Here is a 13,191-nt window from a genome sequence, read left to right on the forward strand (position 1 = left end):
GATCAACGCCGTCATCACCGGTCCAGGAACACTCTCGGCGGCTGCTCGCCGAGGTTCACCTTGACCTGGTCCGAGATCCCGAGATCGACGTCGACCGGCTGCCCGGTGGACTTCTGCACCACATTGATCGGGACGCTGAGGCTGCCGATCTGCACCAGGCTGGTGTGATCGGGAAGCCTGAAGAGGTCCGGTGGCAGGTCGTACGGGCGGCTCACCCGGATCGTGCTCGGGTCGTACAACGACGCCCAGCTGCCGTTGACGAGTGTCTTGCAGTCATCGGATTTGTCGCCGCCCGGGTTCAAGCACTTGTCGATCCATGCCCGCAGCGCGTCTTGGGCGGCTTTGAGCCCTTGTTCGCTCATCGAGAACTTCGGCTCGACCGTGGTGGGCATGAACGTTCTGATGTCTTCGAAGGTGGTCGGCGGGAGCGCGTTGATGTTGAGATACGGGGTGGCAGCGCCCATCTGGAGGTAGCCGGGAAACACGTAGAAGTGCTTGCTCTTCGGCAATGGCTTGCCGAACACCGTCAGGGCAGCGTCCGCCTCCGCGTCTCCGTATCCGGCGATGTCTTCGGTGGTGCCGTTGACGAATGCCGTGGCCAGCTTCCACTGGTTGTCGACCACGACCATGTCGAGTTCGCCTTCGGTGCGCTGGCCACCGAACTTCGCGGCGACCTTCACCACGGCCGTCCGCTTGTCGGCGTCGGGCAGGTCTTTCTGCTCGACCACCTCGGCATCGGTGATCGGCAGCTTCTCCAACTGCATCTTCAAGATGTCGTTGGTCAGGAAGGCAGTGGTCGCCGGTTCCGTCGCGCTCAGATCCAGCGCCGCCTGGGCGTCACCCGCGACAGCGCTTCCAGGTACGCCTTGGCGACGTCGACCGGTGATCCGCTGGGATTGAAGCTGCCGCCGTCCTCGCCCTTGTTCATCAGGAACGCCAGGATGACCGCGATCACGGTGAGCACCGCGACGGTGGCCCCGGCGGTGATGATCAGCGGCTTGCGGTTGTTGCCCGGCCGCCCCGGAGTCGGCGTCACGGATGGGGGTCCGCCAAATCCCTGCGGGAGTTCGTGTTCGGAGCCGGCGGTGGACCGCCGAAGGTCGGCGGTGGTCCACCAACGGGTGCGGCGCCGCCGAAGCCTGATTGCGGCACCGGTTGATCGAAACGCGGCGGTGGGGCGCCCCTCGTCGGGTCCGGCCCGGGCCAGTTCGAGAAATTCGTCACGTTGGTTTCTCCGCGCTCAGGCTCTGTCGAAATCGACGATGGGCGGGTTCTGGGTCAGGTCGGCGTTGCCGAACACGGTCGCCAAGAAGGTTCCGGTTTCGGTTGAGCCCGACTGGGTTCGGACAGAGATACCGAATTCGGCGTTACCGATGATCATGACCTTTCCCGTCTTCGGGTCCATGAAGTTGATGGTGAGCGCGTCGAGGTTGGCCGGAGCGGTCCATTTCGCGGAATCGGCCACGAAGTCGGATCGAGCCGCCTTGTTCGGGCATTTCGGCGGTTCCAGACTCGAGCTGCTGGCGCACTCGTCCAACGCCTTTTTCAAGGCGTCCTTCACCATCTGGCGGCCTTGGTCACTGATCTTGAAATCGGGGAACACCAGCTTGCTCATGGTCGAGATCTCGTACAGCGACGGATCCGTCCTGCCGACGGCAGGCGAATTGCCGACGTCGATGGCCGGGTTCGAACTGCCGAGCTGGATCAGGCCGGGGAAGATGTAGGCCTTGTTGCTCTTGGGAACCGGCTTGTCCCACACCGTGATGTATTTGGCGAGTTCGGGACTCGTGTTGTCGATGTTGAATTCCACTGTCATCGCAGCCGATTTCAGCTTCCAGCCCTGGCCCGGTGGCGGCTTCTCCAGGCGGATGCTCTGATCGCTGTCGACGCCGCCGACCTTCGCGATCACGTGTACCAGGGCACCGCCGTCACCCATGGGGAGGTCGGCGAGAACCTTGACGTCGGTGATGGGGAATTTCTCCATCTGCTTCTTGAGGATCTCGTCGGTGAGCATCGACGTGTCCGGCGGCTGGTCGCGTCCCAGCGCCAACGCCGCCTTCGCGTCGCCATTCTGCAGGGCCTCCAGATAGGCCGTCACCGCCTCGCCGGCCGTACCCGTGCCGCCCTCGTCCGCACCGCCGCCGCCGAAGACCATGAAGCCGCCGGCCACGAGGGCCGCGACCACCGCGACGGCGCCCGCGCCGAGCAGGATCTGGCGTCTCCGCTTGCCGGACGGGAGCCGCAACAGGGGCTTGCGGGCCGGCTTGGGGGTGGGCATCGGTAGGTATCCGGGGCCACCGGGCGGCTGCCCGGGAAACGGTGGCTGGTTGCCGAACGGACCGGGCTGCGGTGCGCCGGGGCCCCACTGCGGAGGAGGAGGCGGCGACGACGGTGGCGGAGGCGGTGGCAGTCGTGGCCCACCGAACTGCTGCCCGCCGGCGGGCGCCTGCGGGAACTGCGGCCCGGGGTTGGCACCCCAGCCGCCTTGATGCGGTGGTTGATTTTGCGGGCCCGGCCCCGGTTGTCCCGCGAACGGGCCGGGGCCGCCGTAACCCCCGCCTGTCACAGGCTCGTCCCGACAGTCAGCATCGATCGCACCGCATCCCTCGAATCGTTCACCGCCGACCAGACCTTCGCGCGGTGTCTGGTAGCCACCGGGCAGTGACCGTGAAAATCGTAACCACAGCTGACGGGCTTCACAGGCACTAATTTCCCGATCGCCCGGCCGCGGGTCGAGCAATTTGCCGCGTTCGCACCCCCGGGGCCTAGGGCAAGATCAATCGCGGCGCGTCGGGCCGTGATCGAACGGTGCCGCGCGACCGGCACGATCACTTTCAACCCGGTCGACAGGATTGAACGAGGGGGCGCAGTGCGGGGCGTGGTGGGTTTGCTTGGAGCCGTTCTGCTGTTGGCGGGATGCTCGCAGAGTGTCGGTGGCTCGGCCGACGAGGCCACGACGTCGGCGGCCGCTCCGGCTCCGCCCACTGCCCCGGGAGCGGACCCGATCGCGTCGGCGCGCGCGGCGCTGCTGACCCCGGGCGAGCTGGGTGAGATCATCGGCGACACCGACATGAAGCAGACCGCGACGTTCAGTCAACCCGGGCAGTCTTCGAACGGCATCGAGCCCCGTGACTGCGCGGCCCGCCTGCTGTTTCAGGAGGCCGTGGGTGCCGACGGCTACCAGGCCGTGGTCGGCGACAACACCCGCGGCGCGCGGGGCCAGTCGGCGGCCCAGCTGATCCAGGTGTTTCCGGAGACTTCACCGGTGTGGCCGGAGCCGGGCCGTCAGGCACTGCGGGTGGCCGGCAACACCGTGCGGATGATGAACGACGAGCAGTGCCGCGCGGGCGTCGTCTTCACCACCACCGCCAAGGACGTCACCCAGCACTGGACCGCCGGGCCGGTCACCGCGGACAACCCGGAAGCCCTGCCCGACCCGCGCCGCGACACCGCCCGCGGGGGCGGCGGCGTCGCGCGGCAGGGAGCGCAGGCCCGCAACTGCTATCACGCCGTCCTGGCCCGCGGCAGCGCGTCGTCGAGTCGATCGTCTGCGGGGACGGCGACTCGCAGGCGCAGGCCAATCAGGTCATCGACCGGATCGCAGCCAAGCTGCCGGCGCCGAAGTAGACCGGGCCGGGTCGCTCAGCGCAGGGCGCTGCCCTTGACCCACTCGGCCCAGGGCACGGACCAGTCGCCGTTGTTGGTGGGTTTGAGCGGGTCGCCGCCGGTGTTGCGGATCTCGACGATGTCGCCGGGCACCGAGAAGTTGTAGAACCACTCGGCGTTCTCGCCGCTGAGGTTCAGACAGCCGTGGCTGACGTTCTCCTTGCCCTGCGCCCAGATGGTCGAGTTCAGCTGGTGCAGGTAGATGCCGTCGATGCTGATCCGGGTGGCCCACGGGATGGTCGTCTTGTAGCCGAGCCGCGAGTTGACGGGCAGGCCGTAGGTCGACGAGTCCATGATCACCGGGTTGGCCTTGTCCATCACGGTGTAGATGCCGCGCGGGGTCCAGAAGCTCATCGTGGTGCCGCCGACGGTCTCGGTTCCACCCATGCCCATCGATGTCGGCATGGTGCGCACGAGCTTGCCGTTGTCGTAGACCCTGACCTGTTTGTCGGTGTCGTCGGCGACCGTGACGTGGGAGGGCCGATGGTGAACGTCACCTTCTCGTCCTGCGCGCCGTAGAGGTCGTCGCCGAGTTTGGCGCCGTAGATGCCGGCGTCGACGGTGACCTTGGTGCCCGGGGCGTAGTACTTCTCCGGGCGCCAGTGCGCGGTCTGATCGTCGATCCAGTTCCACGACCCGAGGGCCTTGGGCTCGGTGATCACCTTCATCCGGTTCTCGGCGGTGGCCTTGTCGGTGACCGGCTCGTCGAAGCGCGCGACGACCACCATGCCGACGCCGTAGGTGGCGCCGTCCTGCAGCGGGGCGTAGTTGGTGCCGTTGAGGTAGACGCGGGCCTGGTAGCCCGGCGTCACGGTGCTGAACGAGACGGTCTTGCGGGTCGGCATGCCGCCGGGACCGCGAGCGTCCACCTTCAGTGTGTAGGTGCGCCCATAGCCGAGCGTGGTGGTCGGCTTCCAGGTCCTGGCGTCGGGGGTGAGGACGCCGGGGATCTCCTTGCCGGCGTCGTTGAGCATCGTCACCCGGGCGACGGTGCCGGTGTCGGCGGTGACCATGACCCGGGCGAGCGGATCGACCTCGGCGTCAGGCTTGGGGGTGATGGTCAGTCGGGCCGGCTCGGTGGGTGAGGGCTGAGGGACGCCTTGTGGCGGCGCGGCCAACGTCTGGCAGTGCTCGGCGCAGTCCGGCAGGGCCGAGACAACGACACCACCTGACACGGCCAACACAGCGAGTGCGACCGCGAGGTAGGCACGACGAACAGACGTCAACATCACTCCAATGTGGTTCGGCGAGGGCCATATTGATCGAGGTTCCGATCGTGCGTAAATCGTAGCCGGACCGCTTGGTGTTCGGCGCAACGGCCACCGGATGTGGGCGAGTCGTGATCGGGTCGTTGTGCGGGCGCCAGGCACGGAACGCGTCTAGCCCAGAGGCTGCGCCGACATGGCCCGATGCTAGGCAGCGCCTCCGACACTTGCCTGTAGGTATGCGATCGCCGCGTCGGGTTCCTCGGTGACGAACACCAGGTCGTCCAACGGTACGGGCAGGAAGCCGTCCTGCTCCATCCGCCGCAACTGGATCACCAGGCCGTCGTAGAAGCCTGCGGTGTTCAGCAGCACCACGGGCTTGTCGTGATGCCGGTGTTTGCGCAGTTCCAATATCTCGGTGGCTTCGTCGAGGGTGCCCAGGCCGCCGGCCATCACCACCAGCGCATCGGAACGCGCCAGCAGTGTCGCCTTGCGTTGGGCGAGGTCCGCGGTGATCACCATCTCGTCGGCCCCATCTCTGGCGTGCGACCGCAGAAACTCAACCGAGATCCCGACCAGGCGGCCGCCGCTGCTCTGCACCCCGTCGGCCACGACCTTCATCAGTCCCTTGTCCGAACCTCCCCACACCAGCGTGTGGCCGCCATGGCCGAGGAGTTCGGCGAAGGCCCGCGCCGGTTCGGTGTAGCGGTCATCGAGGTCGGCGGCGGAGAGGAAGACGCAGATGTTCATCACGAACGATCATGCCTTCCGGCACCGCACGCCTTCGACTGTTGACCACCTCTGTGGTGGTATCAAACCGGTATCATCGGGTCATGGGTATGACTCTGCGGACGAGTGACGAACAGACCGAGGCGCTGCGTCGGCAGGCCGCTGCCGAAGGGCGGTCAATGCAGGCTGTCGCGCTGTCCGCTATCGATGAGTACATCGCCCGTCGAGCGCACAAGTCCAAGGTTCAGTCGGCGCTGCAACGCGTCGTCGCCGAGGAAGCCGGGTTCTGGAGCGCCTCAAGGACGCATGATCGAATACCTGGATCTCGACGACCTCCTCGGATTGCCCGTCACGCAGTAGGAGAAGACGTCAAGGTCGGGGACTACGGGCTGCTCGAATCGGCGCTCGCCCGGCCGCGCGCATCAGTCTTCGGTGAAGACGCCTACCCCGAGCTGCACCTCAAGGCCGCCGCACTGTTGCATTCGCTGGCCCGCAACTACGCACTGGTCGATGGCAACAAGCGGCTGGCATGGACAGCCTGCCTGACATTCCTCGGCCTCAACGGCCAATGGATCACGGCACCTGAGGACGATCGCTTCGACTTCGTGATCCGAGTCGCCACGGGCGCAGAGGCTGACCTGGACGAGATCGCCGCGCAGCTTCGCGCATGGAGCGGCTCGTCCGAATAGCGGGCACCGCGAGCTCAATTACTGGTTTGCGCCTCAACCGCCATACCATCGCTTATCGACATGACCGACAACGCCCTCGCCTCGCCTGCCACCACCTCCGCCCAAGCTGCCAAGATCGCAGCCGAGGCGGCCCGTCGCCGCACCTTCGCCGTCATCAGCCACCCCGACGCCGGTAAGTCGACGCTGACCGAGGCGCTCGCGCTGCACGCCCGGGTGATCACCGAGGCCGGCGCGATCCACGGCAAGGCGGGCCGGCGCTCGACCGTGTCGGACTGGATGGAGATGGAGAAGGCCCGCGGCATCTCGATCACCTCGACCGCGCTGCAGTTCCCCTACCGCGACTGCGTCATCAACCTGCTCGACACCCCCGGCCACGCCGACTTCTCCGAGGACACCTACCGGGTGCTGACCGCGGTGGACTGCGCGGTCATGCTGATCGACGCCGCGAAAGGTCTTGAGCCGCAGACCCTCAAGCTGTTCCAGGTGTGTAAGCACCGGGGAATCCCGATCATCACGGTGATCAACAAGTGGGACCGCCCGGGCCGGCATGCGCTGGAGTTGATGGACGAGATCCACGAGCGGATCGGGCTGCGCACCACGCCCCTGACCTGGCCGGTGGGTATCGCCGGGGATTTCAAGGGCGTGATGGACCGTCGCGCCGAGAAGTTCATCCGGTTCACCCGCACCGCGGGCGGCGCCACCGCGGCCCCCGAGGAACACATCGCCGCCGCTGACGCGCACGCCGCGGCCGGGGACGACTGGGATACCGCCGTGGAGGAGTCCGAGCTGCTGAGCGCCGACGGGTCCGACTACGACCGGGAGACGTTCCTGTCCGGTGAGTCCTCGCCGGTGCTGTTCACCTCGGCCGCGCTGAACTTCGGCGTCAACCAGCTGCTCGACGTCCTGGTCGAGCTGGCCCCGGCGCCCAGCGGATCGCTCGATGTCGACGGTGTGCGGCGGGCGGTCGACTCCCCGTTCAGCGCGTTCGTGTTCAAGGTGCAGGCCGGCATGGACTCGTCGCACCGCGACCGCATCGCGTACGCCCGGGTGGTCTCGGGCACGTTCGAGCGCGGCGACGTGCTCACCCACGCCGCCACCGGCAAGCCGTTCGTCACCAAGTACGCGCAGTCGGTGTTCGGTCAGCAGCGCTCGACGCTCGACGACGCCTGGCCCGGCGACGTGATCGGGTTGGCCAACGCCGCGGCCCTGCGCCCCGGTGACACGCTGTACCGCGACATCCCCGTGGTGTACCCGCCGATCCCGAGCTTCTCCCCCGAGCACTTCGCGGTGGCCCGCGGCACCGACCCCAGCAAGCACAAGCAGTTCCGCAAGGGGATCGAGCAGCTGGAGCAGGAAGGCGTCGTGCAGGTGCTGCGCTCGGACAAGCGCGGCGACCAGGCGCCGGTGTTCGCCGCCGTCGGGCCGATGCAGTTCGAGGTGGCCGCCCACCGGATGGCCACCGAACTCAGCGCGCCGATCGCCCTGGAGTCCCTGCCCTATCAGGTCGCGCGCGTCGTTCGCCCCGAGGACGCCGAGTACGTGAATCGTCAGGTCTCGGCCGAAGTGCTGACCCGCAGCGACGGCGTGATGCTGGTGCTGTTCTCCACCCCTTGGCGGCTGGAGGGTTTCCAGCGCGACAACCCCGACATCAAGCTCGGGTCGTTGGTGGCAGCCGAAGGCTGACGATGACCACCCCGGAACCCCCTGCCGCCGAGCGCAATTACGGCAAGCACTGGGTGTGGTTCGCCGGGTTGCTCAGCGTCATGGGTGTTTTGGGGTTCCTGGCGGCCGTCGTGTTGATGCTGCCGCTGGCCATGGCGACCGACCCCTGTCACGAAGGCGTCACCGACAAGGTGTGCCAACTGTCCGCGAAGGGCCAGAACGTCCTCGTGTGGATTCCGTGGATGTGCCTGGTGGCCGGCACCGTCCTGGCCGTCGTGGGCGCCGCGGTGGCCGAATGGCGCAAATGGACACCGCTGATCGGGATCCCCGTCGGAATGCTCGGGTATTTCGCGATGATCCCGATCGGCTACTGGCTGGCGTTCGCCGTCTGAGTCACCCGCCCTGGAAGACGAGCCGCCAGGTCCGCGACGGGTGGTCATCGCAATCGAATTGCACGGCCTCGACGTTGTTTTCGTGGCTTACCCCGCCGGCGATCGTCACGCACTTCTGGGTTTGGACGTTGCGGATCTGAGTGGTCCCGTCGCCCTGGTCGTCCAGCACCCAGGTGCGCGACGGGTGATCGTCACAGGTGAACTGCAGTGCGGGAACGTTGTTCTCCCGGCTCACCCCGCCGGCGATGGTCAGGCACTTGTTGGTTTGCACGTTTCTGATCTGCACGGTGCCGTTGCCCATGTCGTCCAGGAACCACTGGCGCGACGGGTGGGAGTCGCACGTGAACTGCAGCGCGTGAACGTTGTTGTCGGTGCTCTCCCCACCGGCGATCGTCAGACACAGACCGGTTTGGGTGTTGACGAGCTTGGCTTTCGGCGACGCGGCCTGCGCCGGCGGCGCGAACATCACGCCGACCGCACACACGCCCGTCAGCACCGCGCCGGCGAATGCCCGCCGGCCAGATGAAGTTTCCATGGCAGTACCCCCTGTTGACTCGTTGTCGGACGCGTTCGGCTGCACACCTACGGTGTGTGAATCCGTCCGCGCCCATTCAGATTGACGAGCACAACCGTGCGGGCACACGAGTAACCGACTACCTCAATCGCGGGCAGGCAACGGGTCAGCCCCACCAGAACGAGGCAGCGATGATGCAGTACAACGCGATCAGCGCCGCGCCTTCCAACCAGGTGGATTCCCCGTCGAAGGCGATGATCGCGGCCAGGATGACGGCGACCAGCAGCGCGACGATCAGCATCGGCCCGAACACCAGGGTCAGCGACGCGAGCCCGAAGATCTGACTCACCAGCACCAGCACCGGCGCCAGCACCAGGGCGATCTGGATCGGGCTGTTCAGGATGATCGAGAAGGCGTACTCCGACTGGTTTTTGGCGGCCAGCTGCACACCGACGACGTTCTCCACCGCGTTGCCAGCGATCGCCACGATCACCAAGCCGGCGAACGCCTGCGAAATGTGCAGCGAATCCATCGCCGGTTCCAGCGCGGCGACAAACCAGTCGGAGACGAACGCCGCCGCCCCGCCTGCGATGGCCAGCATGCCGATCGCCAATCCGACCGGCCACCGCTGCGGCTCCTTATCCGGTTGCGGCGCAGGCTCACTGGTCTTGTCCTTGTCCCGGCTCAGCGAGTACGGCAGTGACAACCCGAACAGCACCAGCAGGACGACCGACACGATCATCGAGAACGACACTTCGTGTTCGGAGGCGGGGGCGTGCACCTCGTGGGCGATCGACGGAATCGCCATGGCGGTCACCGACAGCACCATGAGCACGAGGATGGTCCGCACCTGCGCCGAGCCGAGCTTCTGCGGGCCGTGTTTCAGTCCGCCCACGAGGAACGCCAGGCCCAGCACCAACAGCAGGTTGGCCAGGATGGAGCCGATCAACGCCGCGCGCACCACGTCGACCAACCCGGCCTTGAGCGCGAAGATGCAGATGAACAGCTCCGGCAGATTGCCGAGTGCCGACTGCAGCACTCCGGTTGCGCCGGGACCGAACCGGTCTCCGAGCTGGTCGACGGCCAGGCCGACCAGGGACGCCAACACGGTGACTGCCAGCGCACTGACGACGAAGCCGACCAAATGTGGCCAGCCGCCGTAGTGAGACAACCCGGCCACGACGCAAATGGCCAGGCCACCGAAGATCAGCAGCTTGTCGGAGCGGATGAACGCCGTCCTCATGGGCGCCATCATGACACGTGGACCTACAGGTTGAGGTTGAAACTCAGATCGACGCCTTTGGGGGGAATCGATCGCGGAGGTGCTATCCCCCTCCAGCCACTGTGACGAGAGTGCAACCTTTCCAGACGATTTCGACATTTCGCCGGGATATGCTGCACTCTCGACACAGCCCCACACCACCCTGCACCATTAGCCCCGCGAGTCGGGGCGCTACCCCTTGAGGGCCTCGGCAGCCGGTCCGAGGTCGAGGAACACCGTTTCGCCGTTGGCGTCGTCGAGCCCGTCGTTGTCGGTGACCACATACAGGTTCTGGTTTCCGGCGATCGCGACGCCTTCGACCTTCTCCTGCACATAGCCGTTGGTGGCCTGCAGATCCGGCACCAGGTTGCGGGCCAACCTCTTCGGCAGGACTTGCGGTGTGGCGTCGGATTGTCCGGCGCCCTCGGGGATCGCGACCCGGTACAGCGCTTTCAGACGCGCGTCCGGTCCGTTGAGCTTGTCGCGTTCGAGGATCAGCAATTCACCGTTGTGGACGGAGATTTCGGAGATGCCGATCCAGTCGTCCTTGGTGCTCGTGGAGTCGAGCTGGTAGCCGAACCATTCCCACGTGTCGCCGTCGGGTGTGTAGCGCCCGATGCGGACGACGCCCTTCGGGTCGGATTTGAGCTCGCGCTGCAGGGCAACCCAGACGGAATTCTGGTCAACGGCAACGCCTTCAAGACCGTTGCTGCCGAGCTGTGCCGCAATGTCTTTGGGCAGCGGGACGCGCTTCTCGATCCTGCCGTCGGCGGCGACATAGACAATCTGGTTACCGGCGCCGTCTTCGCCCTCCACCGCCAGCACGAATCCACCCTCAGGCCGGGCCGAGACGCCCTCGGTGTCGAGGGTGACGGGCTTGCCGTCTTCGGTGACGGGCAGTGCAGTGTCGATCAGGGCCGGCTTCTGCGCCACGTCGATGCCGAGGATGCGGGCCGGGCCGTAGGCGATGTCGGTGGCGGTGTACAGCCGGTTGCCGTCGCGCGGGTCTGCCGACAGCGCGCCGAGCGCTCCCCAGCCGATCGGTGCGCCGTCGACATCGCCGGAGACGATGGACGGGAAGTCCGGTTTGCCTGCGGTGGCGAAGGATTCGCCGTAGCCGTAGAGGTTGACCGAGGCTCTCACCTTGGCCTCGGCATCGTCGGCTTCCGAGGAGATCGCCAGCAGGTTGCGCGACGGGATCGGCAGAACCCCTTCGGGACCGGGCGTGGTCGGCAGGATCTGCCGGAACCTCGGGGCGGCCGGTTCACTGACGTCGTAGACCGCGACGAAGTTGCTGCGCTCCGAGGCGATCAGCGCGACGGGCCGACCGCCGATCGTGGTGATGGCCAGGCCTTCCGGCTCAGGGCCTTTCGCCTCGGCCCGGCCTTCGATGTGCAGCCCGGTGCGCACCGCGAACTGTTCGAAGGAGTTGCCGGCGTCCCACACGACCTTGCCGGTGTCGGCGTTGAAGATCGTCCAGCCGCGGGTGCCGCCCTTCCAGTCGCCTTCGTTGGCGGTGGCGAAGTAGTCGTCACCGATCCAGCCGATGGCGTCGGGTTCGCGCGGGGTGTCCTTGATCGAGCCGGTCTGGTCGATCGCGGCATCTTCCTTGGTGTCGATGCCTGTCACGGATTGGCTTCCCGCGCTGAAGATCTTGGTGACCGTGCCGGTGCGGCCGTCGATGACGGCGATGCCGTTGTTCTCCTGCAGGGTCACGGCGACCTGGCCGCGGGAGTTGATGCTGACGTATTCGGGTTCGAGGTCTTCGGGGGTGTCCAGGCCGGCTTGTCGCGCGTCGTCGACATCGAAGTCCACCTTGCGGGGTGTCCAGGTGTCCGGTGCGCCCTTGAGGTCGATCAGTTGCACGAATCCGGTTGGCGGCTGCGGGAGATCGCCTTCCTCCTTGCCGGGCGGGGCGAATTCCTCGTTGCGCTGGTTCTCCATGGCGATCGCGGCGAAGGAGCCGTCGGGGCTGATGGCGATCGAGTCGGGCTGACCGCCCAGGTCGATGCTGTGCACCCGGGTGCGGTCACTGATCCGGACGATGTCGACGCGTCCGGACGGGTGCGCGAAGTCGCCGCCGGTGGTGTCGACGACGACGAGGACGTGGTCGTTCACCGCCGCCACCGATGTCGGCTGGTCGTCCTTGTGGCCCAGCTCAGTGAGGGAAAGTGTGCCTTTGCCAATGGGTTTGGCGGGGTCGGTGATGTCGAGGAAGCCGATGCGCTTGGCGGCGGCGTCGGTGTAGATGACTGTGTTGCCGTCGGGGGTGACCGTGGAGATCTCGGCGACGGTCTCCTTGTCGACCGGGTCCTGTGCCGGTTTGTTGAGGTACACCGGGTAGGTGGCGGTGCGGTGGTAGCGGTCTTGGGCTGGAAGATTCCAGTCGATCGGTGAGGTCGCCTTCGGGGTGCTCTGTTCTGACTGCTTGTCCTCGGTGGAGCATCCCGCCAGGATCAGCGCTGCCACGGTGGTCACCGCTGCGGCCCGTGCCGTTCTCATCCGTCACCCTCTTCAGTTCTGCCGACGTCGAACGCACGAGCTTGCCTCGTACAGGTGACTGACAGGGAGTTCGCAGGTGAACGAACGGCAACGAGCTTTCCAGCCGCTTAGGGCGGCTTACAGCGGCGCGGAGATCGGTCCGAGCACCTGGCACTGCGGGGCGATCTCCGCGATGCCCATCCACCCGCCGCAGGCCCGGCCGGTGGCCACATACGTCGCACCGGGCCGGAACGGCGTCAGCACCTGCGCCGGCTGGGCTCCCCGGCCCTGATTGCATTGCACGGGTGAAGCGTTGTCCTGGCGTTGGACACACGCCACGCTGAAGCGGGGGTCGGCCGGCCCTCCGCATGCATCCGGGGAGACGGTCACGCTGACCATGTCGGCGCCGTCGACGTGGACGACGGCGGGCGGCGACAACGCGAAGGAACATGGAGGCGCCGGTTCGGCGTGGGCGGGTATCGCGGCGCCCACGAAACCCCCGATCACGGCCCCTGACAACAGCACCAATCTGGCCCGAGTCATGTGCGGAGTTTAGTTCTTTCGCACGACGGTCGAGGCCTGAATGTGCATG

General features: G+C 66.7%; 10 protein-coding genes and 3 pseudogenes. 4 read left to right on the plus strand and 9 right to left on the minus strand.

What is annotated here, in order from left to right; genetic code table 11:
• Positions 1-14: 14 nt before the first annotated feature.
• The 5 genes and pseudogenes from G6N57_RS00080 to G6N57_RS00100 form a co-directional block, all read right to left on the minus strand.
• The gene (locus G6N57_RS00080) at positions 15-770 is read right to left on the minus strand and encodes a hypothetical protein (protein ID WP_220098783.1); all 756 of its coding nucleotides are present in this window, start codon (positions 768-770) and stop codon (positions 15-17) included.
• A 44-nt stretch (positions 771-814) separates the two neighbouring features.
• Complete coding sequence (locus tag G6N57_RS00085; RefSeq protein ID WP_163646565.1) at positions 815-1,036, minus strand: hypothetical protein; 222 nt, start codon at positions 1,034-1,036, stop codon at positions 815-817.
• A gap of 204 nt (positions 1,037-1,240) precedes the next feature.
• Complete coding sequence (locus G6N57_RS31755) at positions 1,241-2,566, minus strand: hypothetical protein (protein WP_133118351.1); 1,326 nt, start codon at positions 2,564-2,566, stop codon at positions 1,241-1,243.
• 1,076 nt (positions 2,567-3,642) lie between these two features.
• Positions 3,643-4,898, minus strand: a pseudogene (locus G6N57_RS00095) (L,D-transpeptidase).
• Between the two features lie 180 nt (positions 4,899-5,078).
• Complete coding sequence (locus G6N57_RS00100; RefSeq protein ID WP_077742318.1) at positions 5,079-5,621, minus strand: LOG family protein; 543 nt, start codon at positions 5,619-5,621, stop codon at positions 5,079-5,081.
• A gap of 83 nt (positions 5,622-5,704) precedes the next feature.
• Between G6N57_RS00100 and G6N57_RS31835 the strand changes: the two are divergent.
• From G6N57_RS31835 to G6N57_RS00115, 4 genes and pseudogenes are all read left to right on the plus strand, one after another.
• Positions 5,705-5,910 (plus strand): annotated as a pseudogene (locus G6N57_RS31835) (CopG family transcriptional regulator).
• Positions 5,907-6,289, plus strand: a pseudogene (locus G6N57_RS00105) (type II toxin-antitoxin system death-on-curing family toxin). The pseudogenes G6N57_RS31835 and G6N57_RS00105 overlap by 4 nt, the downstream one beginning before the upstream one ends.
• A 60-nt stretch (positions 6,290-6,349) precedes the next feature.
• Positions 6,350-7,972, plus strand: a complete 1,623-nt coding sequence (locus tag G6N57_RS00110) for a peptide chain release factor 3 (RefSeq protein WP_077742321.1) — start codon at positions 6,350-6,352, stop codon at positions 7,970-7,972.
• Positions 7,973-7,974: 2 nt separating this feature from the next.
• The gene (locus G6N57_RS00115; protein ID WP_077742322.1) at positions 7,975-8,343 is read left to right on the plus strand and encodes a hypothetical protein; all 369 of its coding nucleotides are present in this window, start codon (positions 7,975-7,977) and stop codon (positions 8,341-8,343) included.
• 1 nt (position 8,344) lies between these two features.
• Here G6N57_RS00115 and G6N57_RS00120 read toward each other — a convergent pair whose 3' ends face one another.
• The 4 genes from G6N57_RS00120 to G6N57_RS00135 form a co-directional block, all read right to left on the minus strand.
• Positions 8,345-8,878: an RICIN domain-containing protein gene (locus G6N57_RS00120; protein WP_077742323.1), complete on the minus strand. Its 534-nt coding sequence runs from the start codon at positions 8,876-8,878 to the stop codon at positions 8,345-8,347.
• Positions 8,879-9,023: 145 nt separating this feature from the next.
• Positions 9,024-10,100 (minus strand): calcium/proton exchanger, encoded by a 1,077-nt coding sequence (gene cax, locus G6N57_RS00125; RefSeq protein WP_077742648.1) that lies wholly within the window; start codon positions 10,098-10,100, stop codon positions 9,024-9,026.
• A 210-nt stretch (positions 10,101-10,310) separates the two neighbouring features.
• Positions 10,311-12,620, minus strand: a complete 2,310-nt coding sequence (locus tag G6N57_RS00130; protein ID WP_077742324.1) for an esterase-like activity of phytase family protein — start codon at positions 12,618-12,620, stop codon at positions 10,311-10,313.
• Positions 12,621-12,737: 117 nt separating this feature from the next.
• Positions 12,738-13,142 carry a hypothetical protein gene (locus tag G6N57_RS00135; protein ID WP_077742325.1) on the minus strand — a complete coding sequence of 135 codons (405 nt, stop codon included), beginning with the start codon at positions 13,140-13,142 and terminating at the stop codon, positions 12,738-12,740.
• Positions 13,143-13,191 lie beyond the last annotated feature (49 nt).

The sequence above is a fragment of the Mycolicibacterium boenickei genome (assembly GCF_010731295.1).
Lineage (GTDB): Bacteria > Actinomycetota > Actinomycetes > Mycobacteriales > Mycobacteriaceae > Mycobacterium > Mycobacterium boenickei.

Excerpts from the sequence above, each read along its gene's own strand:
- G6N57_RS00135 (WP_077742325.1), bottom strand. The coding sequence starts at position 13,142 with ATGACTCGGGCCAGATTGGTGCTGTTGTCAGGGGCCGTGATCGGGGGT.
- G6N57_RS00130 (WP_077742324.1), bottom strand. The coding sequence starts at position 12,620 with ATGAGAACGGCACGGGCCGCAGCGGTGACCACCGTGGCAGCGCTGATC.
- G6N57_RS00110 (WP_077742321.1), top strand. The coding sequence starts at position 6,350 with ATGACCGACAACGCCCTCGCCTCGCCTGCCACCACCTCCGCCCAAGCT.
- cax (WP_077742648.1), bottom strand. The coding sequence starts at position 10,100 with ATGAGGACGGCGTTCATCCGCTCCGACAAGCTGCTGATCTTCGGTGGC.
- G6N57_RS00115 (WP_077742322.1), top strand. The coding sequence starts at position 7,975 with ATGACCACCCCGGAACCCCCTGCCGCCGAGCGCAATTACGGCAAGCAC.
- G6N57_RS00120 (WP_077742323.1), bottom strand. The coding sequence starts at position 8,878 with ATGGAAACTTCATCTGGCCGGCGGGCATTCGCCGGCGCGGTGCTGACG.
- G6N57_RS00100 (WP_077742318.1), bottom strand. The coding sequence starts at position 5,621 with ATGAACATCTGCGTCTTCCTCTCCGCCGCCGACCTCGATGACCGCTAC.